The sequence below is a fragment of the Paenarthrobacter sp. AB444 genome (genome assembly GCF_028736865.1).
GTDB classification, from domain to species: Bacteria; Actinomycetota; Actinomycetes; order Actinomycetales; family Micrococcaceae; genus Arthrobacter; species Arthrobacter nicotinovorans_B.
The window spans coordinates 1-21,764 of record NZ_JAQZBY010000012.1; the positions used below are offsets into that span (position 1 = coordinate 1).

General features: G+C 62.4%; 24 protein-coding genes. 10 read left to right on the plus strand and 14 right to left on the minus strand.

Going from position 1 to position 21,764, the window contains the following annotated elements; genetic code table 11:
* Positions 1 to 83: 83 nt before the first annotated feature.
* Positions 84 to 665: a phosphoribosylglycinamide formyltransferase gene (gene purN / locus PQ627_RS14860; protein ID WP_274262258.1), complete on the minus strand. Its 582-nt coding sequence runs from the start codon at positions 663 to 665 to the stop codon at positions 84 to 86.
* Between the two features lie 11 nt (positions 666 to 676).
* On the opposite strand from purN, the gene PQ627_RS14865 reads away from it, so the two are divergent.
* On the plus strand, positions 677 to 1,126 hold the full coding sequence (locus tag PQ627_RS14865; RefSeq protein WP_274262260.1) for a hypothetical protein: 450 nt from the start codon (positions 677 to 679) through the stop codon (positions 1,124 to 1,126).
* Between the two features lie 24 nt (positions 1,127 to 1,150).
* Here PQ627_RS14865 and PQ627_RS14870 read toward each other — a convergent pair whose 3' ends face one another.
* From PQ627_RS14870 to PQ627_RS14885, 4 genes are all read right to left on the minus strand, one after another.
* Entirely contained in the window at positions 1,151 to 2,482 is a 1,332-nt protein-coding gene (locus PQ627_RS14870; RefSeq protein WP_274262391.1) for a cell division protein PerM, read from the minus strand.
* 302 nt (positions 2,483 to 2,784) lie between these two features.
* On the minus strand, positions 2,785 to 3,162 hold the full coding sequence (locus PQ627_RS14875; RefSeq protein WP_274262262.1) for a hypothetical protein: 378 nt from the start codon (positions 3,160 to 3,162) through the stop codon (positions 2,785 to 2,787).
* On the minus strand, positions 3,159 to 3,554 hold the full coding sequence (locus PQ627_RS14880; protein WP_274262265.1) for a J domain-containing protein: 396 nt from the start codon (positions 3,552 to 3,554) through the stop codon (positions 3,159 to 3,161). Before PQ627_RS14880 ends, PQ627_RS14875 begins: the two co-directional genes overlap by 4 nt.
* Positions 3,555 to 3,779: 225 nt before the next feature.
* Entirely contained in the window at positions 3,780 to 4,202 is a 423-nt protein-coding gene (locus PQ627_RS14885; RefSeq protein WP_144662408.1) for an Hsp20/alpha crystallin family protein, read from the minus strand.
* Positions 4,203 to 4,342: 140 nt separating this feature from the next.
* On the opposite strand from PQ627_RS14885, the gene PQ627_RS14890 reads away from it, so the two are divergent.
* On the plus strand, positions 4,343 to 4,762 hold the full coding sequence (locus tag PQ627_RS14890; protein ID WP_274262267.1) for a MerR family transcriptional regulator: 420 nt from the start codon (positions 4,343 to 4,345) through the stop codon (positions 4,760 to 4,762).
* Between the two features lie 101 nt (positions 4,763 to 4,863).
* Positions 4,864 to 6,159, plus strand: a complete 1,296-nt coding sequence (locus PQ627_RS14895; protein WP_274262270.1) for a hypothetical protein — start codon at positions 4,864 to 4,866, stop codon at positions 6,157 to 6,159.
* A gap of 150 nt (positions 6,160 to 6,309) precedes the next feature.
* Here the strand turns inward: PQ627_RS14895 and PQ627_RS14900 are convergent, their stop codons facing one another.
* Positions 6,310 to 6,687 (minus strand): hypothetical protein, encoded by a 378-nt coding sequence (locus PQ627_RS14900; RefSeq protein WP_274262272.1) that lies wholly within the window; start codon positions 6,685 to 6,687, stop codon positions 6,310 to 6,312.
* Between the two features lie 310 nt (positions 6,688 to 6,997).
* Here PQ627_RS14900 and PQ627_RS14905 point away from each other — a divergent pair, with 310 nt between their 5' ends.
* A complete protein-coding gene (locus tag PQ627_RS14905) occupies positions 6,998 to 8,167 on the plus strand; it encodes a glycosyltransferase family 4 protein (RefSeq protein ID WP_274262274.1) in 1,170 nt (389 codons plus the stop codon).
* Positions 8,164 to 9,546: a UDP-glucose dehydrogenase family protein gene (locus PQ627_RS14910; RefSeq protein WP_274262276.1), complete on the plus strand. Its 1,383-nt coding sequence runs from the start codon at positions 8,164 to 8,166 to the stop codon at positions 9,544 to 9,546. Before PQ627_RS14905 ends, PQ627_RS14910 begins: the two co-directional genes overlap by 4 nt.
* Positions 9,547 to 9,550: 4 nt before the next feature.
* Here the strand turns inward: PQ627_RS14910 and PQ627_RS14915 are convergent, their stop codons facing one another.
* Entirely contained in the window at positions 9,551 to 10,237 is a 687-nt protein-coding gene (locus tag PQ627_RS14915) for a uridine kinase (RefSeq protein WP_274262277.1), read from the minus strand.
* 271 nt (positions 10,238 to 10,508) lie between these two features.
* Between PQ627_RS14915 and PQ627_RS14920 the strand changes: the two genes are divergently transcribed.
* Positions 10,509 to 11,090, plus strand: coding sequence for a hypothetical protein (locus PQ627_RS14920; protein ID WP_337993564.1), 582 nt, complete (start codon positions 10,509 to 10,511; stop codon positions 11,088 to 11,090).
* A gap of 85 nt (positions 11,091 to 11,175) precedes the next feature.
* Positions 11,176 to 11,589 carry a hypothetical protein gene (locus PQ627_RS14925; protein ID WP_274262279.1) on the plus strand — a complete coding sequence of 138 codons (414 nt, stop codon included), beginning with the start codon at positions 11,176 to 11,178 and terminating at the stop codon, positions 11,587 to 11,589.
* A 237-nt stretch (positions 11,590 to 11,826) separates the two neighbouring features.
* Here the strand turns inward: PQ627_RS14925 and PQ627_RS14930 are convergent, their stop codons facing one another.
* The 4 genes from PQ627_RS14930 to PQ627_RS14945 all read right to left on the minus strand — a co-directional run bounded on the left by PQ627_RS14930 (position 11,827) and on the right by PQ627_RS14945 (position 16,771).
* A complete protein-coding gene (locus PQ627_RS14930) occupies positions 11,827 to 13,089 on the minus strand; it encodes an APC family permease (RefSeq protein ID WP_274262281.1) in 1,263 nt (420 codons plus the stop codon).
* 74 nt (positions 13,090 to 13,163) lie between these two features.
* Complete coding sequence (locus PQ627_RS14935) at positions 13,164 to 15,722, minus strand: LuxR family transcriptional regulator (protein WP_274262282.1); 2,559 nt, start codon at positions 15,720 to 15,722, stop codon at positions 13,164 to 13,166.
* A 389-nt stretch (positions 15,723 to 16,111) separates the two neighbouring features.
* The gene (cspE, locus tag PQ627_RS14940; RefSeq protein WP_144662423.1) at positions 16,112 to 16,315 is read right to left on the minus strand and encodes a transcription antiterminator/RNA stability regulator CspE; all 204 of its coding nucleotides are present in this window, start codon (positions 16,313 to 16,315) and stop codon (positions 16,112 to 16,114) included.
* A 243-nt stretch (positions 16,316 to 16,558) separates the two neighbouring features.
* Entirely contained in the window at positions 16,559 to 16,771 is a 213-nt protein-coding gene (locus PQ627_RS14945; RefSeq protein WP_274262285.1) for a hypothetical protein, read from the minus strand.
* 111 nt (positions 16,772 to 16,882) lie between these two features.
* Between PQ627_RS14945 and PQ627_RS14950 the strand changes: the two genes are divergently transcribed.
* From PQ627_RS14950 to PQ627_RS14960, 3 genes are all read left to right on the plus strand, one after another.
* Positions 16,883 to 17,206: a hypothetical protein gene (locus PQ627_RS14950; protein ID WP_274262286.1), complete on the plus strand. Its 324-nt coding sequence runs from the start codon at positions 16,883 to 16,885 to the stop codon at positions 17,204 to 17,206.
* A gap of 50 nt (positions 17,207 to 17,256) precedes the next feature.
* A complete protein-coding gene (locus PQ627_RS14955; RefSeq protein WP_274262287.1) occupies positions 17,257 to 18,495 on the plus strand; it encodes a flavin-containing monooxygenase in 1,239 nt (412 codons plus the stop codon).
* A 377-nt stretch (positions 18,496 to 18,872) separates the two neighbouring features.
* Positions 18,873 to 19,148, plus strand: coding sequence for an HNH endonuclease (locus PQ627_RS14960; RefSeq protein ID WP_274262393.1), 276 nt, complete (start codon positions 18,873 to 18,875; stop codon positions 19,146 to 19,148).
* Between the two features lie 36 nt (positions 19,149 to 19,184).
* On the opposite strand, the gene PQ627_RS14965 is transcribed toward PQ627_RS14960, so the two are convergent.
* From PQ627_RS14965 to PQ627_RS14975, 3 genes are all read right to left on the minus strand, one after another.
* Positions 19,185 to 19,805, minus strand: coding sequence for a dihydrofolate reductase family protein (locus PQ627_RS14965; RefSeq protein ID WP_274262288.1), 621 nt, complete (start codon positions 19,803 to 19,805; stop codon positions 19,185 to 19,187).
* Between the two features lie 97 nt (positions 19,806 to 19,902).
* Positions 19,903 to 20,103: a hypothetical protein gene (locus PQ627_RS14970; protein ID WP_274262290.1), complete on the minus strand. Its 201-nt coding sequence runs from the start codon at positions 20,101 to 20,103 to the stop codon at positions 19,903 to 19,905.
* Positions 20,104 to 20,170: 67 nt separating this feature from the next.
* On the minus strand, positions 20,171 to 21,562 hold the full coding sequence (locus PQ627_RS14975; RefSeq protein ID WP_274262291.1) for an APC family permease: 1,392 nt from the start codon (positions 21,560 to 21,562) through the stop codon (positions 20,171 to 20,173).
* Positions 21,563 to 21,764 lie beyond the last annotated feature (202 nt).

Below are 21,764 nucleotides of genomic sequence, written 5' to 3' on the forward strand. Positions count from 1 at the left end.
GCGGGTCAGTTGGGTACCGAGTCACATCCATCGGGCGGAACGGCCTGCACCCATCCTGCCAGCCAGTCCCAGACCAGCCACGATCAAGACTCACAGTTGGGTAGGGCGGCGGCGAGGTCGGCGAGGGTCTGGACCAGCAGACGGCGCTCCACTACCTTGATGCGCTCGTGCAGGCTTTCCTCGGTGTCCTCGGGAAGCACAGTGACAGCTTCCTGGGCAAGGATGGGTCCCGTGTCCACGCCTGCGTCGGCCCAGTGAACGGTGCAGCCGGTGACCTTCACGCCGTAGGCCATGGCGTCGCGGACTCCGTGTGCACCGGGGAACGAGGGCAGCAGGGCCGGGTGCGTGTTGACGTACTTGCCACCGAAGGCATCGATGAAGTCGGCGCTCACGATCCGCATGAAGCCGGAGGAAACCACAACATCGGGCTCGTAAGAGAGCACCTTGTCGCGCAAGGCAGCATCCCACTCGGCGCGGGTTTCGAAGGAGTTGAAGTTGACCACGAACGTCTCGATGCCGGCCTCGTCAGAGCGCTCCACACCATAGGTGTCGGGACGGTCGGCGCCCACAGCGGCAATCTCGACATCCAGCTCACCCGACTTCACGGCGTCGATGACTGCCTGAAGATTGGAACCGGTACCGGAGACGAGGACAACAATGCGCATTGCACTAGCTTATGGGCGGCTCGCGTAGGCTGGAAAACATGAATCCCGACGTCGGTTCCGCGCCGAACCAGCAACCCCGCTCCGAGGCTGAAAAGTCCGCCCTCGGTGTGACCCAGATCCTGTTCCGCGCCTTCCTTTTTTCGGCGGTGGGAGCGTTCTTCGTGTTCTCCCTGAACGTGAACTACGTGTGGTTGAGCGGGATCCTGACGGTGGCGGCGTTGGTGCTGGGCATCGTTGTGCTGGTGCGGACCATCAAGTACAAGCACCCCCGCCTGATTCTGTTCGGCACGATCTCGGGGTTGGTGGTGACGGCCATCATGTGCCTGCTGGTTCTGACGTCAGCCCTCTTCTTCCGGCAGGTCAGCACCTACCAGGATTGCGCCCGCTCAGCACTCACGGAGTCGGCCAAGACGCAGTGCCTGATGCACCTCGAGAAGTCCATGCCGGGGTCGCTCAGGTAGCCCGACGCTACTTCAGCTGACCGCTCAGGCGTGCTCGTCGTCGTACGCGTTTTCTTCCAGGTTCGCCTCGCGCAGCTTCTGGCTGCGTTCCAGCCACGGCCCCACTGCGTAGCCAATTACGACGCCGATCCCCACTTCCGCGGCCAGCCAGACTGCCGTCCACAACGGGTGGGGTCCAATTTCCGTGAGCCGCCCAATGCCGGCCGAACCACGCGCGATCCAGGCCAGAGCCCCACCGAGCAGGCCCGCCACAGCGCCGATAAAGGCTCCGAGGAAGAGAGTCGAAACGGTGGCCGTGAACCAGCGGGCCTTGATCTTGATGGAGAGCCACTCATCAAAATGGTTTTCGCCCTCCCGCAGGAACCACCAGCCGGCAAGGACTCCTGCCACAACGGGCAACGCCAGTGCCATGGCCCCAAAATCGAGCTGGCCGGCGGGCAGGCTGCCAAGGATGGGGACGGCGGGAAGGGGTCCCACGGCGGTGCCCAACGGACCGGCCGTGGAGCCGATGCCGAGCGAGAAGCCGGCCCCCGAGGACCACGCCAAGGCGAAGATCACCAGGTTCGGCAGGAAGCCAAGCTGTGCGATGGTGAGCACGGCACCGCCCAGGGCTCCGGCTTTGAGGCCTTCATACACGGCGATGATGTCGGTCCAGTGCCACACGATGGTGACGGCCAGCAGCACAGCCGACAGGCACACGGCGGCCATCGCTGCCACGAAACCGGCCTTCAGCGCAGAGCCGACGTACGAGCCGGCCCACCGCGAGTGCTGGCTGGTTTTAGCGAGCCAGGCGACGGCGTCGACGCCGATCAGCCGGCTCCACGAGCCTGCCTCGCGTCGGGCGCCAACGATCATGCCCAGGCCAAAGGAGATGAGCGGGATGGCCATGGCCAACCACAGGTTGATGACGACCTCAGTAGTGCGGCACACGAATCCGGTGGCGGCGCCAAAGGCCGCGTAAACAAGGAAGGCTCCGAAGAACGCCTGCCACAGCTGGTCGGTGTAGGAGGCACGGGCCAGCCGCCGGCCTGCCCGCCACGCCAGCAGGAACGGGATGAGCGTCAGGCCCAGGGGAATCAAGGAAAGGAGCCCTGATCCCGGATGGGCGGCGGTGCCGATGTTCACGTGGGCGAGTTCCAACGGAACGCCATGGATCAGCAACCATGCTTGGCCGCCGAGCCGTGCCAAAGACTCGATATTCCGGTCCTGGAAACCGTCGGTCGCCCAGACCCCGACCAGCGGAAGCACCACCACGATGGCGGAAATGAACGCCGCTTGGGCCGCTTCCAAACCACCCTGCAGCCAAAGGGGCATAGGGAGGCCACGGTTTCCGGTCTGATCAGCGCGCAGTTTCATCGTGATCCATCGTGCCACGGCCAGCTCTCCAAGGCCGTCAGGCGCCCCTGAAATACCGCGAATTCCAGCGCTTTTTCCTGTAGGCCGCCGTAAGATGGGAGGTGGTGTTCTCGCGGGGCGGGCGAGCGGCCCCGGTTGATGTTGAAGGCCCGGAAAAATCGAAGCCGGGAACTAGGAGCGGCCAATGAATAGGTGTCACAACTTCTAACAGAAAGTCGTACTAGCAGCTGGTGCAGCCGCCTTAGGATTTTTCCCAGGCTGCACCAGCCTTCTTATGTACAGGCTGAGTACCGTAACCCCACTTACAGCTGCGGCCCGTAGATGAACTCCTTCGCATGGTTAACGGCCTTCTTGAATGCATCGTTGCGGAGCGTCACCTGCTCCTGGTTCGCTCCCCCTCGAGGCTCTATGAACGTGGTTGGACCGGGGCGCAGCATCCAGATGTCCCCTGCCGGCGGCAGGTAGAACACCCCGAAGGAGCGGTGTTCGGGGTCGTCGGTCCAGATGGGTACAACGGCGATCGCGGCCCCTGTGTCCGGGTTGATCCACTGGGCCCGCGGCAGAGGTTGTTCGTGGACTTCGGGATCCAGGAACGGCGCTGTCCCTCTGCCCCAGCGTTGTTCGAACCGTTCGTAGAACGCGGGAATGATGTGGTCGTCATAGGGACGCCAAGCACTCATGGATTGCTCCTTGGTGTTCTCAGGTTTCTGGACGAAGGTTCCCAACGGGGTGGCCCGAAGGACAACGGTGACTGCCCGCCGTCGTTCCTTGCCGGCTGCTGCGCACGCTTGTGCACCCGAACGTTCACCGGCGTCCCGCCGGTGCCGAAACCGTTCCGCCGTGCACGGTCGTATGCCGCCCGCTTCCCTGGGTCCGACAAAACGACGTACGCCTGCATGATGGCGTGCAGTTCCTGGAGGTCGGCCTCGGAGGTGGTGTCACCGTCGTCGACCTTTGGACGGGTGTCCGGATGGTGGGTCCGAAGCAGCGTGCGATAGGCGCGGGCGATCTCACGGGCCGTCGCGTCGGGCGCGACGCGGAGGGTGGCGTAGTGGTCAGGTTGCGTGTTCACTGCTGTGTCCGGTTCATGCTGCTGATCAGGAGATGGCCCCCGGCCTGAGCCGGGGGCCATCCGTCGGGAGACGACGGGCGGGGACCGCTTTCATGTGCGCTAAAAAACGCTGTGACGTGGCACGAAGCCTGCGCCCAACTATTCCGATGCGGCCGCCTCCGTTGTTCCCGGTCACTGCCCTGCCGGTCGGCCACCCCCGGGTGAGCTTCCGGCAAGACGGGTGGGTCAGGCGTTGATCTCCTGCTTTTGCCCGCTGGATGTGATCTCGATGCGCCGCGGCTTGGCCTTCTCGGCGACCGGGATGTGGAGTGTGAGCACACCGGCGTCGTAGTTGGCTTGGACGTTTTCGGTATCCAGGGTGTCACCCAGGATCAGCTGCCGGCTAAAGACGCCCTGTGGGCGTTCGGCGGCGATCATCTCGGTGTTTTCGCCCGCGGGCGACTTGCGTTCGGCCTTTACGGTGAGGACGTTGCGTTCGACGTCCAACTCCACTGAATCAGGGCTTACACCTGGCAGATCGAAGGCAACAACGAATTGTCCGTCCTCCTGCCATGCATCCATCGGCATTCCGGCCGGGCGTGCTGTTGTGCCAAAAACCTGTTGGGCGAGCCTGTCGAATTCGCGGAACGGGTCAGTGCGCATCAGCATTTGGTTCTCACTCCTTTGGATCTCGATGCTGATTCTGTTGTCGCTACCAGCCTCCAGATCTATGGTGGTTGGTATAGATTTTTTATAGCACTGGTGAGAGAGTGGTGCAAGTAGGTTTTGGAAGATTTTCGGAGGTTTTGATGGCAGGTTCGGATCGCTCGGCGGCCGCCGCGGAGCACGACGGCGGTTTGGTCGCCTCCGCTTCGGGCGCGGGTTCCGATGACGGACGGGGCGTTTACGCGATCTCGGTTGCCGCGGAGCTGGTGGGCACAGGCCAGCAGAACATCCGGCAATATGAGCGCAAGGGCCTGCTCACCCCCGAAAGGACCGACGGCGGCACGCGCCGCTACAGCGAAAACGACCTCGCGACGCTGCGTCGGATCGGAGTGTTGCTTGATGAAGGGCTGAACCTGGCCGGAGTGAAACGTGTGCTGGAGCTGGAGGAGGCTAACCGGGGACTCACCGAGGACAACCGCGGGCTAAGTGAGCACAACGAGGAGCTGCGGGCGGACAACCGGGGGCTGCGGAAGGATTTGAAGGCGGCGCGGGGTGGGGGCTAGGTCCGCAGAGCGCCTGCAACGCTTATATATCGGGCAGGCCGAAAAACGCTCATGAACATCTCATGAGCAATCATGTCTGCACGGACATCTAGGCTGTGATCGTGGAAGTCAACAACAGGGAATGGGCGCTCGCTATTTGGCTCGGCCTCTTCATAATTTCATTTCTACTGATCCCGGCCTCAAGACGGTCGGTACCCGACATCTTCAGGGCATTCTTCAATCACCGTATTCTCGTGCCCTTTATGCTTCTGGTCCTTTACACCGGCGGTGCCATAGCGGCACTCATTGGCTTAGGCGTCTGGGACGCCAAGCTAATCACCCCAACTATCGTTTGGTTCTTGACCACTGCCGTCGTCAATTTCTTCCGCCTGCCACAGGCCATGAAGGAGGCCGGTTACTTCCGCAAGCTCGCTCTCGGTGCCGTGGCGGCACCAGTCGTAGTCCAATTTGTGGTCGACCTTTACCCCTTCCCGCTTGTAGGGGAAGTATTCCTTCAGGGCGGTTTCATCCTCCTTGGGATTCTCTTGGCCGTGGCGAGGACCAAGCCCGAATACCGTCCCGTCCGCAAGCTACTAGACGTTCTCATCGGCCTACTCGTCTTGCTGGTGGTTGTTCACAGCGCCGTCGAGATTACTGCTCAATGGTCAAAGATCGATTTCTTGGGCGAGCTGAGGAAGTTCCTGCTACCCGTTGGAATGACGGCAGTGTTTCTGCCGTTCATGTACGGCCTCACCTTGTACGCCGCATACGAGTTGGCGGTGACACATATGCGAGTCACCGTTCCTCCTGGAACGAAGCTGCGTAAACCAGTCATCGGACTAGCCGTTAGAGCTGGCATGAGCGTCCGGAGGCTGTCAGAGGTAAGTCCATCAACACGGTTCAATATGGCGCGGGCTTCCTCTGTAAGGGAAGCCATAGCCAGCTTTGATGAAGGCCGATTCAAAGAAGCTGCTCGCCAGCAGCGGCTCGCTGACGAGGAACAGAAACTCATCGACAATGCCGGTCTCGACGGGGTCGACGAAGCCGGGAAGCGGCTTGATCAACGTGAGTTCAAGGAAACCAAAGCGGCGCTCGACTACCTGCACATGTGCCACGCGGGGCATTACCGCAACTCCGGCCGGTATCGGGACGACATGCTTGACGTCCTCGGTGAGGCGTCCTTTACTCAGAAGGGCCTCCCGCACGGGGCAGCGATTACCTTGCACACGTCCGAAGATGGACAGCAATGGTGGGCGTGGCGGCGGACAACATCGGGATGGGTGTTTGCCGTCGGCGCCAAGGAGCCACCTAACGACCGCTGGGAGTATGACGGTCCAGAGGTCCCCACTGGGGGACCAGGAGCTGATCCCGCATGGCGGCACTTCATGGTGCCACCCGCAACACACGAACACTGGTAGTGGCCTCCCCGCTGGGGCCACGAGGCTGCCCCCACAGCAACCCAGCCAACAACCGTTGAAGTCTATTTTCCAATCCGTATGCGGGAAAGGGCACTATCACTACCGGGGGCGGCTCTAAAACGATCGGGGGCACCTGGCCACCCCCCACCCCTATACGTACAGTGACATAACGTTCGCAACCGTGCCGATAGCTAAACCCGCGCCCACTAGCCAGATCTGCAAGGCAAGGCCACTGATCGCGTGGCTGTAGATCAAGTGCTTGACCAGCTCAGGCATGTTGTTCATGTCCCCGTAGGTGAACATGGTCTTGCCCGCAGCTTTCTGCTCAGCACGCATCTCCGCCCGCCGATCTCCCCCACCGAATACAGCGGCAGGCTCATTCTCATAAGCCCGCTCAATCTCCTTCAAGCGCTCGAGCAGGGCGGCATTGGCCCGCATGTCCTTACGGACTACGAACCACGCCCACAGGATCGCCCCAAAGGAAACAGCGAACGCCGCGAAATTCAGAACGGCCAGAAAGGTTTTCATGCTTCCGAGTATCTCAGCCAGCGCCGACAACCCTGTCTCGTAAGCCGAGAGATCCAAGTCAATCTCGATGCGAGGCATCATCGCGTGTCATCACAGCTCCCGCGTATGTCGCGCTTGTATGTATCGCAAGTACTACTGCAGAGCGAAGTGGAAGGCGCAACCCACCTCGCCCGCGCCCGTAGCGACAAGGCCAGCATTCGCACTCGCATTAGCTGCGCAAGTTCACCCAACCCACCTGTTAACCCACTCTTCCCCCACCGGCCACCCTCGCGCACCCAGTAAGCCAACCTCCGCGACCACCGTTGAAGGCGTGAGGATCGCAATCGTCGCCGAATCATTCCTGCCACTGATGAATGGGGTAACCCACTCGATACTGCGGGTGCTGGAGCATCTGCAAGAGCGCGGGGACGAGGTGATGGTGATCGCGCCGTCGACGTCGGACACTGATGTTTCGAGCGTCGAGAAGGGTGCGTACGTGCACCGGCTTCCCTCGGTGCCGCTGGCCGGATACACGAATGTGCGGGTTGCGTTGGGTGGTGTGAATCGGGTCAAGCGAATCCTTGCCGATTTCGCCCCCGACGTCGTTCATCTCGCCTCGCCGTTCGTCCTCGGCTGGCGCGCCGTGCAGGCCGCCCACCAGCTCGGCATCCCTACAGTGGCGATCTACCAAACCGAGGTTCCCGGCTACGCGGGCCGTTACGGTGTGCCGTTCCTGGAGAACTGGGCCTGGAACCGCGTGGACAACATCCACCTCCTGGCCACCCGCACCCTGGTGCCGTCCACCTTCGCGCTGAACCAGTTACGCGGACGCGGCATCCTGCGCGTGGACATGTGGCGGCGCGGTGTGGATACCGCACGCTTCAACCCCGCAAAACGTTCGACGGCGTGGCGCAGCTCGGTCGCGCCCGACGGGCAACGCATCATCGGCTACGTCGGCCGGCTCGCCGTCGAGAAGCAGGTCGAGGACCTCGCGGTATTGGCGGATGTGCCGAACACCAAGCTGGTGATCGTTGGTGATGGCCCGCAGCGCGAAGCACTCCAAGCCGCACTGCCCAACGCCCATTTCGCCGGCTTCCTGGGCGGCGATTCCCTAGCGGAAGCCGTCGCGGGATTCGATCTTTTCGTCCATCCCGGCGAGTTCGAGACCTTCTGCCAAACCATCCAGGAGGCCATGGCGTCGGGCGTGCCGGTGGTTGCCACCGGTCGTGGCGGCCCCTTGGATCTGGTGGAAAACTCCCGCACAGGCTGGCTGTACGAGCCCGGCAACCTCACGCAACTGCGTGACTACGTCCAGGACCTGATGGGCGACGACGCCAAGCGCCGCGCGTTCGCAACGGCAGCCACCGCTTCGGTTCAGGGCCGGACGTGGCCGGTGCTCAGCGCGGAGTTGGTCCGCCACTACAACGAAGTCATCTCCGGCACTCCCACACGCGACGCCGGCCCTTCAGAACTCACCTCCAGCAAAGGACCGTCCTCATGAAGATTTCCGTGATCGGTTGCGGCTACCTTGGCGCAGTCCACGCAGCCACGCTCGCCTCCATGGGCCACACCGTGGTGGGGATCGACGTCGATTCCTCCAAGGTGGAGCAGCTCAACAAGGCGTTGGCCCCCTTCCACGAACCTGGTCTCGACGAGCTCCTCAAGGACGGACGCACTACGGGCCGCCTGTCGTTCACCACGGACTTCGCCGAGGCAGCGGATGCCCAGGTGCACTTCCTTTGCGTGGGCACCCCGCAGTCCAAAACTTCCGACACTGCGGACCTTTCCTACCTGATGGGCGCTACGAAGAGCCTCCTGCCGCATCTGGCGAAGGGGGCCGCCGTCGTCGGTAAATCAACGGTGCCGGTAGGCACAGTGGAGACGCTCCGCGCGGTGCTGGCCCGACGCTCGGACGTCCTGCTCGGTTGGAACCCTGAGTTCCTGCGCCAGGGCACCGCAGTGAAGGACTCGCTGGTGCCCGACCGGCTGGTGTACGGGGTACCGGGCGGCAAGGGCGCTGCTGCCGGTGCACCTGTTACTGCCGTGCTGGATGCTGTGTACGAGCCCCTGATTGCGGCCGGAATCCCGCGGCTGGTCTGCAATTTTGCGACGGCGGAACTGATCAAATCGGCGTCGAACGCGTTCCTCGCCACGAAGGTGAGCTTCATCAACTCGATGGCGGAGTTGTGCGACGCGTCGGGTGCTGACGTCAGCGAGCTCGGTGAGGCGATGGGACTCGACCCGCGCATTGGCAACCGGTACCTGCACGCCGGGCTCGGCTTCGGCGGCGGCTGCCTGCCCAAGGACATCCGGTCGTTCCGGGCGCAGGCGCGGGAACTGGACGTGCCGTCCGTCGATGAGTGGATGGCGTTGGTGGATTCGGTGAACCTGGATCAGCGATCGCGGACTGTGGAGATCGCACGCGACATGTGCCGCGGCTTCCTGTCCGGCCGCACTGTCACCATCCTGGGCGCGGCTTTCAAGCCGGACACCGACGACATCCGCGACTCCCCCGCCCTGGACGTCGCCCAGCAACTCGCCGATGCCGGCGCGCACGTGACCGTCACCGACCCCAAGGCCATCAACAACGCCTGGATCCGCTACCCGCAGATCCGCTTCGAGGCATCAACCAAGCGCGCCCTGGAGGGCGCAGAGCTGGTGCTGCTGCTGACGGAGTGGGACGAATACGTTTCGCTGTCGCCTTCCGTAGCGGGATCGTTGGTACGACGCCGGATGGTGCTGGACGCTCGAAACGTGCTGAACGCGGATGCTTGGCGGAGCGCCGGATGGACGGTGCGCGGCTTGGGCACGGGCGCTTCAGTGGTTGAGGCGAGTGGCCCGATGAAGCCTGCCAACGGGAAGAAGCACGCGCGGGCGTAGCCCGTTAGCTGTGACGCTGGGCGGCTTCCTCCGATGTCATCAAAGTGGCCTGCCCGGGATGGGTGTTGTCGATGACCCTCGTGGCACGTGTCCACGGCCGTGCATGCTCAAAGTAGAGCCTCTGCCCACCGACATAACGCTGCATTGATGGGTGCTCGGGGTCGGGGTTGCTGCCGTCCCTTATGGACATGCGCCTGGCAGTTTCTGTGAAGGGAACATCCAAGAAGATGGAGTAGTCCCACCTGCCGACCAGCTCGTCGCGATGGAGGAACATTCCCTCCACAAGGACAATCGCGTTGTCCGGAGCCTTCACTGGCTTAGGGTGGAGCCGTGCGTTGTGCTTCAGATCAGTGGACGCAGGACGATACAGACCGTCACCACCCTTACCCAGCGACGTCAGGACATACTCTTCCAGGGCTGCGTAATCGTAGGTGTCCAGCCAGAATCCCTCCGGAGATGACCTCCCCCGGCGGTGGCGGACTTCCTGAAGGTTGAGGAAATCGTCCACGTGGATTGTCAGTACGGGCCGGCCCTTAATGGCAGCAGCGAGCCCCTCGGCGAAGGTCGTTTTCCCGCTGCCATCCACGCCGTCAATGCCGACGAGTTGGCGCTGAGGGCCGAGGGCCTGCAGCTCCTCTGCGAGAAGACTTAAGAGCCGGTGCGTCGTCGTCGTTTCAGTCTCCCCAAGCATCCACCCATGGTGACACAGGACGACCAAACCCATCTGGCACGTAATATGCGATTTTTTTTATCCAGCCTTTCCTGCGGGTGTTAGGGTCACAGCACGCGCCATCGCATCGGCGCACTAAAAAGGGGGCACTACATTGAACACACGAATTTCGCGCGCCAAAAAACGGTCAGGATCGGCTTGGGCTCCTCGCTTTAAAGCAATTGGCATCGCCGCCATCGGATCAGTTTTCCTCGCGCTGACTGCTTGCGCACCGATAGGAACGGCGAGCTCAGTGAGCAGCGCCAGCGGATCGCCGTCCAGCACCTCGTCAGCCACGCCGACGCCAACACCCAGCAAAATTGCGGGCACACCGTGCACCACAGAGAAGAAGACCCAAGTCCTTGCAGGCCAGACCTACGTCTGCGCAGTGGATCAGGCCGGAAAGTTGTCGTGGTTGGACTCGGCTACGGCGCAGGCCCTGAATGACCAACGTGCGGCAGCGGCGAAGGCGGCGGCCGATAAGGCCGCGGCGGACAAGGCAGCAGCCGACAAGGCAGCGGCGGACAAGGCGGCCGCAGACAAAGCAGCCGCAGATCAGGCTGCGGCTGCCAAAGCCGCTGCAGACAAAGCAGCAGCCGAGCAGGCTGCCGCGAACGCTGCCGCCAATGCCGCGCCGAAGGCTCCTCCGGCGGCCGCAGCCCCAAGCGGGTGCGACCCGAATTATGCCGGTGCTTGCGTGCCGATTGACTCCGACGTCGACTGTGCAGGCGGCAAGGGCAATGGTCCCTCGTATGTTCGCGGGCCCGTGACTGTGATCGGCTCGGACATCTATGGCCTGGACAACGACCACGACGGGATCGGCTGCGAAAAGTAGCCTCCCGATTTCGCGTCATACGTCCGCCGTTCGTGGCACTACCCCTATGTCCGGGGGTAGTGCCAACGAACGATGAGGACTTCCTGTGATCACGCACTTCTACCCAGCCGCCCTGCGCATCCTGACCTGCGTTGTGGCGGTTTGTTCGGCGGTGGCGGCCACGCTGCTAGGTACAGCGCCCCCTCCGGAGGGGCTGAAGGTGCTCGATCCTGCAGACTTACGGACTACGGCGGTGGTACTCACCATGGCGTTGGGCATCGTGGCACCGGTAGCCATGATGATCATGGATCCGCTGAAGTGCCTGCTGCTGAAAGCCTGCGTCTTTGCCGCGTCGGCATTTGGGAATGCCATGATGCTGAGCCCTCTGCTGGTGGTGCCCTTCCAAGAAACACCGACCGCAATGGCGGTCACCTGCTCAGTCGCTGTCACTCTCGCGAGCATCGTCACGTACATGGAATCCGTTGAGCGGAGAAACGCTCGACGGCGGGCCAACACCTAGACGGGGCGGACTCACCACTCATTTTTGGGCATTTTGGCCGATTTCTGACCCACAGCACCACCTATTTTTGGGGATTCATACCCCTAGTGAGCGAAACCCGGCCATAGTCTTCTTTTGTGCCTCCGGAGCGGGAACCCGGTGTCCGGCGGGTAACCCCACCCGCTCCAGGCGTAGGCGGCACTACGGCACGGCTCCACCTGACTACCCCTGGATGGAGTCGTGCCCAGCCCGCCAGATTCACTCGCTGAGCCGGCTCTGGCGCAGCCGTAGGAAACGGTACAAGATGCCGACGGCAAACATCAGCACGCCAAGGCCCACGGAAAGTGGCGGCAAGGTCACCACCAGGCCCACGCAGGCCACAGCACCGGCCACCTGCTGGAACTTCGGATAGCGGCGATCTTCGCTGGGTTGGGTGTACGCGGCCAGATTGGCCACCAAGTAGTAGAGCAGCACGCCGAATGAAGAGAAGCCAATAGCACCCCGGAGATCAGCCACCGCGATCACCAGGCAGATCACCGCACCGATAGTGAGCTCGGCGCGATGCGGCACCTTGTACCTGGGGTGTACGGCCGACAGCCACGGCGGAAGGTCGTGTTCCCGGGCCATGGCCAAGCTCGTTCGGCCGAGTCCCGCGATCAGTGCCAACAGCGCCCCCAGTGACGCCACCGCAGCACCGATGCGAACTACAGGACCTGCCCACGCCATGGAGCCCGCACCTACCGCGTCGGCCAGTGGTGTCGGCGTCCCGGCCACGCCTTCCGGGCCCAGAACTCCCAGCAAGGTGATGGCAATGACGGCATAGAGCACGATCGTGATCCCCAACGCGATGGTGATCGCCCTCGGGATGGTGCGCCGAGGCTCGCGCACTTCCTCCCCCATCGTCGCGATGCGCGCATACCCGGCAAAGGCAAAGAACAACAGGCCCGCCGATTGCAGTACGCCGTACCAACCTTCCGCCAGCAGCCCCTCCCACAGCACGTTGCCAAAGTCATGGCCCGAACCGCCCCACACGGCCGTCAGGGCGATGGCCAGCGCCAGCAACACAGCGATGACCAGCACACGCGTCAGACCTGCGGTTCGGGTTACGCCGTGATAGTTCACAGCGGTCAAAAGTACGACGGCGGCAATCGCCACCGGGCGTTCCCAGCCTTGCGGGGCGGCATAGGCGGCAAACGTCATCGCCATGGCTGCGGCACTCGCAGTTTTGCCGATGACGAAGCCCCATCCGGCCAGGAAGCCCCACCAGGGTCCCAGCCGTTCCCTGCCGTAGACGTACGTGCCTCCGGACGTGGGGTACGCCGCGGCGAGTTGGGCGGATGAGGTGGCGTTGCAGAAGGCCACGAAGGCAGCCACCACCAGCCCGATCAACAGTCCCGATCCTGCCGCAGCGGCTGCAGGCGTGAACGCTGCGAAGACGCCGGCGCCGATCATGGATCCCAAGCCAATGAGGGACGCGTCGAACGTACCGAGCCTGCGGGCCAATGCCGGGTGGTTGCTCACTGAAACCCTTCAAAAACCGGTACGGATCAGGCACCGGGAACCGACGTGAGGAAGTGGTTTCAGCCTATCCCGGCTCACTGTGGCGGAAGTAAATTCCCCACGAGCATGAAGAGACCATTGCGGGAAGTTGCCCTGGTCTTGCGGAGTGCGTTTGAGATGTGGTTCTCCACGGTCCGGGCACTGATGCCCAAGTGCTCGGCGATCTCCACGTTGGTTCGATAACCCGCGAGCACCGCCACTTCGATCTCCCGTTCCGTGAGCGGTGTGGTCCTCAACGCGTTGAAGGCCACCTGTTCACTGGCCGTTGGAAACCGCACGGCGAACATGGACGATGCTTGGGCCAGGGCGTCAGCGGCAGCGGAATTTCCTTCGATCACGTGCCTTTTGAGGGCGCCCCGGAGCAGCATCCCCACTTGGTAGGTGTCGATATCCGGTTCGTAGTGCTTCAGGAGGAGTCCCAGAAGATTGTGGTCACCTTCCACCACTGCGGTGGCTATGGCAATGAGTTGGTCGTGAACGGTGATGGCGCTTTCACGCAGGATCTTTTGGAGAAGGTCCAGCACAGGCCTTCCCGGGTTAAGGCAGGTGCTGAGGAGCGCTGTCATTGCGGCCTCGAGCACGTAGCCGCTCTTGAGCTGGCGCCGCACGAGTTTGGTGGCCTTGCGCTCGAACGTCGAGGGTTGGTCGCTGTTGTCCGCCACAAGTTCGTACATCCCTTTTCCGATACCCGGCAAGGGGCCGAAGTCCGGGACATCAGTTCTAGCCTGGACGGCGATGGACAGCACTGGCGGCGTTGCGGACGTAGTGTGGCGCAGACCGGCGAGCCGCAGCATGGCCTCGTACAGGGCGTCCACTACGAAGCCCGGCCTGCCCATGGCGAATACGCTGCTCATGAGGTATTCGGCTTCCTCGAAGAGCCCACGGTAGAGCAACCCGTGGGAAGCCACATAGCTGCTGGTGATCACCCCGAACTGGTCCAGGTTCTTGCGTGCTTCCGTCCGCCAGTCCAAGGCGAACACCAGGGACTCATCGATTCGCCCGGCTGCAAAGAGAGCGAACCCGTGGATGAAAGGGCGCAGCTGTTGGAAAATGTCGTCCTCCCCCGAGCCCTTCACCGCGTCAAGTGCCGCTGACGGCTGGAACCGGTAAAGAGCGAGGAGGCCCTGCACAAGGCTTTCCATCCCAGGAGCTGGCTCGCTATTTGCGGCCTGGGGTTTACCCATGTCCTCCCGCACCGGACCGTTGGAGGCCGAAATGAAGAGGATGGACGCCTCGACGTCGTCGTTGCATTCCGGGTGCTTCGCAGCGAACTCGCGGAGAATTTCGACGGCGCGCTCCAAACCCTGTCCTGTTTGCAAGGCGAGCATGGCCTTGGTGATGTACAAAAACAGGAGATCTCCGGAGTCAGCTCCTTTTTCTGCCGTTTCCATGCACACCCGCAAGGCACGCGCCGTGTTGACTGGTGCGCCCCAGTAGATCCTGAGCAACGACACGGCGTTGGTAACGGACTTGTTCGCCTCCCATCGCTCAAAGCGGGATTGCTCGCGCGATGCGTTGTGTTCGTGGAAATGGCGGGCGGTGACGGCGTCGTCGTCGCCCTTCTCCAACCGGAGTGTGGACAGCGCCCGGGAGACGCAGTCCGCCGGGGTGACGCCCTCCGGGGCGGTCTGCGGGGGTGCCTCCAGCACGCCGGCCACCTTGCTGCGAAGGAGGTGCCGGTCCCTCAGCATCTTCTGTCCGCGGAAGTAATCGGCGACGACGGGCGGGCTGATCGCGGCGTTGGGGCCGTTTTGGTGGTCATCCAAAACGGTGAGGAAGCCTTTCCGTTCAAGGTTCTCCAGGACATCGGGTTGGATGACCTTATGCAGGACGTCGATCCGGGCCGTACCCAAAATCGCCATGATGTGAAGGGCCGTGAACTCGGCGGGTGTGAGCTCGGCCAGGAGGGCTTCCAGTGTTCCCATCAAATGGTCGTTCCACAGGGTGTCTGATGTCATCCGCCATTGCTTTTCCTCCAGGACCAGGAGATCGCTGAGCAGGGCCGTCTCCACGATCCGCACCACCAGACGCGGGTTTCCCGCAGATTTGGTGAGGACGCGCGCCGTCGTTTCGGCGTCAGCCGGCGACCCGAGCACTTGCGCGATGAGGGTGTGTACTTGCTCGTAGTGCAGCGGGTCCAGCTGAAGGTGTGCCACGGGCCGGCTGTTGAGCACTGCCAACTGGCCCTTTGAGAAGGACCAGGTCTCCGGCGCCGTCGCCACCATCGGGCAATCGGACCTGCGGCGGACTGCTTCAAGGACAGCCAAGGATTCGTTGTCCACCAGATGGAGGTCGTCCACCACCAGGAGGTGCTTTCCAGCCATACCCAGTTGGCCAGCAAACACGTCAGCAAGGTCCAGGACACCGCTGCGCCCCGGGCGCATCTCCAGACCGAGGCCCTTGATGGCAGCGAAAGGGATGTTGCGGTGCGTGCGGAGGCCGCTGATGAAATGCACGGCAACGCCGGTCTTCTCCACATTGGCCACTACGTTGCGCACCACGGTGGTCTTTCCGCTGCCAGGTGCGCCCACAATCCGGGCACCAATACCCCGTGCTATAAAGTCCAGGATTCGCTGAACCTCTGAATCGAACACTCTTCGCGACCTTCTGTTTCCGTGGATGCCCGACATGCGGCTCACCTCGCAGGTTAGATCTGGATTGCGCGACTAGGTGTCAAAACGGCCTTGCACAGGCCGATTTGGGCGTTTTTAGGTGGTGATTTGGGCAAATCTAGGTGCTCGCGAGCGGCGTCTAGGTGGTGGGGCGTTGTTGAAGCCAGATGATTCACGGGGTGCTCCCTCAGCTCTGTGGGTGGAATACCTTCAACGCTACGGAGGGCTGAACCAGAATTACATGGGTGTAATTCGCTATGTGGATATGTCTTCGAATCCATTTTGTGGGCCTAGTACATATCTTCCCTTCTGCGGGCGACAAAAAAGCAGGGCCGGTCAGTGACCGGCCCTGCTTCTTGGTTATCCGAAGCTTAGAGAGCCTGGATGTTTACTGCCTGGGGACCCTTGGGGCCCTGCTCGACGTCGAAGGAAACCTTCTGGTTCTCTTCGAGGGAGCGGTAGCCCGAGGAGTTGATTGCAGAGTAGTGAGCGAAAACGTCCTGGCTGCCATCTTCAGGAGAGATGAAGCCGAAGCCCTTTTCGGAGTTGAACCATTTCACGGTACCTGTAGCCATTTTTTCAGTCCTTACTGAAGGTGGAGATTCTCCCGACTTTCGGGTCTCCGGTGTGGGGTGTTCTCCACCGTTACTTCAGAAGGTCGCGATCCGGAGGGACCGCGGGACTGCCTGAACTACCAAATGCCAAACACAACAACACCGTCAAGTCTACAGGGATTCGAGCGTATGGCTAGTGCTGGGAAATGTTTTATCCATCGGATGTGCACGCAGGCCGGAGCCCAAGCCTCAAGGGCCGACGCCTCACGCAGTAACCTGGCTATCCCCGGCCCGTTCCAACTTTCCGTCCAGGCCGCGAACCCACTCCAGGCCGTCGCTGTCCATGAAGGTCACCGTGCCCATGTAGTCGATGTTCCCCGGAAGTGGTTCGCAGACGTGGTTGGCGTCGATGAACTCGGGCCAGCGTTCTTGGTGGCTGAAGAAGTAGCGCCCGGGAGGAAGGATGTCACAAGGCACCCCTTGTGAGTGACCCGAGGCGGCAAGACATGACGGCATTCCGCGTCACGACCCCGCCTCACCCCGCACTCCTCCTACAGGAACACCGCGAGCGCCAGGGGGCCAGTCACATTGAGTACCACCGAAGTCCCGCAGGGCGGACTGCCGTCCGTGCCCGCCCCCAGGAGTTTCGGTATCGGTCATGTGCTGAGGGACTTCGACCTAGAGGTCATCATGCAGATCTCTGGCTGCGAGCGCGGTGCTCGGCGCCTGCTGCGCCGCGAACCGTTGTCAGCGGCCGACGTCGGACCCCTCGCCATGGCGAACCACGCCGCCCGCCACATGGGCTACTTGCCGCTGTTTAAGCTCGGCGGCAAGGCGCCGTCGATCGCTCTTGGAGTGGAGGCTGTGCTCCGCGAACTGCTTGAAAAACCGGGGCGAGGCCAGCAGATTTAGGGTCCACGATCCCCTGTTCGCGTGCAGCCCCCAGGCGTAAAGTCCACCTCATGGGACGCATCCCGGACACGGTGGTTATCGGTGCAGGTCAAGCCGGCCTCACCACGAGTTACTGGCTGTCGCAACTTGGCGTGGAGCATCAGGTTTTGGAGCGTCGGAGGACCTTGGGCGGGGCGTTTCAGGATCGCTGGGACGGCTTCTATATGAATACGCCCAACCTTTCGCTGGACCTGCCGGGGATGCCGTTCGACGGCGGCGCCCGGGACGCGTTCATCCCTCGGGACGCTGCGGTGAACCTTTTCAGGCGGTATGCCGCGCTGATTGCCGCGCCCGTTCATACCGGCGTCGATGTGACCAAGCTTTCGGCCGCGCCGGAGGGCGGGTTCCTGCTGGAGACGTCGCTCGGTAGCGTGCGGGCCGGGAAGGTGGTTCTGGCGACGGGCGCATATCAGGTGCCCAAGGTCCCTGCCGCCAAGCTGCCAACCGGTGTGACCCAGCTGCACACGCACGACTACCGCAATCCTGAGCAGTTGCCCGACGGCGCGGTGTTGATCGTGGGGACCGGGCAGTCGGGCGGGCAGATCGCCGAGGAACTCCACGACGCCGGCCGCGACGTCCACCTCGCCATCTCCGTCGTCCCCGAAGCACCGCGCCGATACCGCGGCCACGACCTCATCTACTGGATGCTCGAAACCGGTAAACACGGCCCCGACTACGGCATCCACGCCCTCACCCGCGAAGCCCTGCCCTCCCCCGCGTTGCGGTTCGCGCCCAATCCCCTGCTCTCCGGCACCGACGGCGGCCACAGCATCCACCTCCGCGAACTCGGCCGCCGCGGCATGCACCTGCACGGTCACCTTGAAGCAGTCGACGACGGCGCCATCACCTTCAGCGACGACCTCCCCCAACGCCTCGCGGCAGTCGAGTCCGCGTTCGGACAGCGGACGGGTAAGGCGATTGATGCGTACATTGCGGCAGCGGGAATCGATGCGCCGGAGCAGGCCGCTGCGGAGGCCGATGACTGGCTGCCGGCGGAGCCTTCGCGGGTGAGCCTGACCGAGGCGGGCATTACGTCCGTGTTGTGGGCTACCGGCTACCAACTCGACTTCGGGTTCGTGGACTTGCCCTTGGTGGACGAGTGGGGCTATCCGAAGCACTCACGGGGAGTGACGGAGTTTCCCGGGCTGTATGTGGTGGGGCTGCCTTGGTTGACCCGGCATTACTCGTCGATCGTTGGCGGCGTAGGGCTGGACGCGGAGTATGTGGCGGGAAGGGTTGCGGCGGACTGACGTTTGCCCGGCCCCTCCTTATGAACGGAGGGCGTTGCTGCTAACGTCACGGCATGACCGAGGGCCAGTCATTTCGATCTGAATTGCGACGTATCTATTGGACGCGTCAATTTCTTCGCCTGCTCGTCCTTGTCTCTGCGCTCTGGCTCTTCGGGGCTGCTTACTTTTCCCTATCCACGCCCCGGGACATTCGCGACTTCGATTCGGTATCCGTCGGTACCGTCGTACAAGGGATAGCTGGCGGGCTCTGGAGCGCCATCTGGCCGCCTGCCGTCTTCATTGCGTTGTTACTACTTGTAGCTATCGTCTTGCGGACAAGCGATGTTCGGCGTCGTGATCCGCAGCGTCGGTTCACGCGGTATCAGCGTCGCGAAGGAATGCTCAGAGCTGGCGGACTTTGTGAATTGGAAACGAGCTACGGGAGGCGCTGCACCCGAACTGCGGAACATGGAGATCATTTCTATCCATGGTCCAAAGGTGGAGCGACGTCACTGCGAAACTTCGTTGCCGCCTGTAGCCACTGCAATCGGCGTAAGAGCGCCCGCATCCCAAGCCCTGGGATGTTGACGCGCCTTGAACGACGGCGTTCAACCTATATAGAGACTGATCCTGCGGTTCCTGCGGGCGAACGACGCAGGCTTCGATCGACGTAACCGTAAGCCATGTCTGGCTGTCGGCTTTGGCACCCCTTACGCCTGATCGATCTCCGCCATATTTCCCACGCCAGGCGTTCCCTCGACCACTGCGTAGCGCTGCATCACTGCGCCCTTCGGCGAGGCCACCACTGGCTCGATAAGCCGGAGGTTTGTTGGCACGACCCCTCCGGCGAACACCTTCTTCCCGGTTCCGAGAAGGATTGGGTAGACCCACAGGTTGAGTTGATCGAACAAGCGCTCCGCGAAAAGGGTTTGGACGAAGTCGAGGCTTCCGATGACGTGAATGTTCTGATGCTTCTCGCGGAGCTCCCGCAGCCCGGCTACCGTGTCGGCGCCGAGCAGCGTGGAGCCCTTCCACTCAAGCTCTGGCGACTGACGCGAGGCCACATACTTCGGAAGGCGATTGAACAGATCCGCGATTCCACCGCCCTGGTGCGGCCAGTACGCGGCGAAGATGTCGTAGGTGCGCCGTCCAAGGAGCAGCGCGTCCATCCCGTCCATACCTGAATCGATCTGCTCGCCAACAACCTCGTCAATAAGTGGAGCCTGCCAGCCGCCGAATGCGAAGTCGTCGGTAGGGTCCTCCTCCGGCCCTCCAGGTGCCTGAGCGACGCCGTCGAGTGTGGTGAACAGGTCAATGTGGATGCGTCCCATGCGCGGGTTCCTTCCCAGCTGCCCGTCGTCACCCCGGCGACAGGATCAAGTCGAGGGTTCCACAGGCGGGACTGTCAGGCAATGGCCGCCGGAAGACCTACGCGCCGTCCCTCATCTTCTCCGCGCCCTGGCGCCGCTCAAGAATCACCCAAGCCGCCGTCGTCGGGGCCCCGATCAGCACGAGGAGTGCCATGCTCCAGAACCCATCCATCACTTTGGTGAATTGCAGAGTCAAGACGGCTATCAGCAGGACTGAGGCCGCAATATTCAGAACACGGAGCTTCCGCGCGGTTGTCATTTTCACAATCGTTCCCCCTACGATGTCGTCCAAGAAGCCTAACGTCATCGGCGGGAAGCAACGACTTTTAGGCTTCCTTCAAGTCCAGCTGAGGTGCCGGCCTGCGGAACCCACGAGTCAGGTAGGCGAGCCATACCAAGCCGATGGCAGCCCACGCCAGACCGAAGCCGATCGACAACCCGCTCAGACTCGTCCACAGCCAAACCGTCAGCGCGAACCCGATAGCGGGCAGCACCAAGTTGTGAACTACTCCCCTGGCTCCGCGGGCCTTCTGGTCAATGAAGTAGTGCTTGATGACGGCCAGATTCACCACCGAGAACGCTACGAGCGCGCCGAAGCTGATCAGCGACGAGATGGTCAGAAGGTCCAAGACGAAGGCCAGGAGGGAAACGGCCGAGGTCAGAAGGATCGGCAGTACGGGAGTGCGGAATCGTTCGTGCAAGCGACCCAAAGCTGCCGGGAAGACCCCGCTACAACCCATTGAATGAATGATGCGCGACACCGACGCCTGGGACGTAAGAGCCGACCCGAGGCTCCCTGCGATGTATGCGGCGGTGAAGAAAGCGACCAAAAGATTTCCACCGGCTGCGCCAATCACTTCAATCGCGGCAGCGTCGACGTCGTTAAAGGTGCTGACCGGGAGAATGAGGTGGCTGATGTACGCCAGACCGAGGAAGATCACGCCAGCGAGGACCGTGGTGATCATGATGGCACGGGGAAGGTTTCGCTTCGGGTCCTTGGTCTCTTCGGCGAACGTGGACACGGCGTCGAAGCCCAGGTAGGAGAGGCAGAGGATGGCGGAGCCCGCGAATATCGGCGAGAGGCCGTCAGCGCCGTCGACTCCAGTGAAGGGCGCCAACAAGTCGACGGTTCCCGCGCCGGTGATGGACGAGAGTCCCAGGGCGACGAACAGCACTATGAACAGCCCCTGCAGTCCGACGACAACGAAGTTTGCCTTGGCGATCGCCGTGATGCCGAGAATGTTCAGCACCGTCACCGCCGCGATGGAGACGATCATGAATACCCAGGCGGGGATCGCGGGGAAGGCAGCTTCCATGTAGATGCCGATGAGGAGGTAGTTGATCATCGGGAGCAACAGATAGTCAAGGAGCAGTGACCATCCGGCCATGAAGCCCAGTCCGGCTCCGAATGATCGGGTTGCATAGGTGTACGCGGAGCCCCCGAACGGGAATGCTTGCGACATCCGGCCATAGGAGCGGGCGGTGAACAGCATGACTACCAACGTCACCGCGTAGGCCGCGGAAAGGCGGCCGCCGGTCAGCTCGACGACGATGCCGTAGGTACTGAAGATGGTCAGCGGCACCATGTACACCAGGCCCAGCAGAACGAGCGAAGGAACGCCCAGAACGCGGCGCCAACCTTGGGCGGTTGGCTGGTCGGATGTCGGCCCCACAGGCTTCTCGCCTGCCGGTGTATCTGTATTGAACGTCGGGGTCATTTGGGGTCCTCGGTCGTGATGCTGATGTGCTTTGAAGCTGCGACGCTGCAGAACTTCGTAGCTGCGACTGGATCTACGGGGTCACCGGGATCCTGAAGTGCTGGGGTGGCTGGCAAGATCTGGGTAGAGGTCGCTCGCCTAATGAACGGAAATGAATAGCGTTCATTTTAGTGTGACGGTGAGGTGGGTCACAGTCAATATG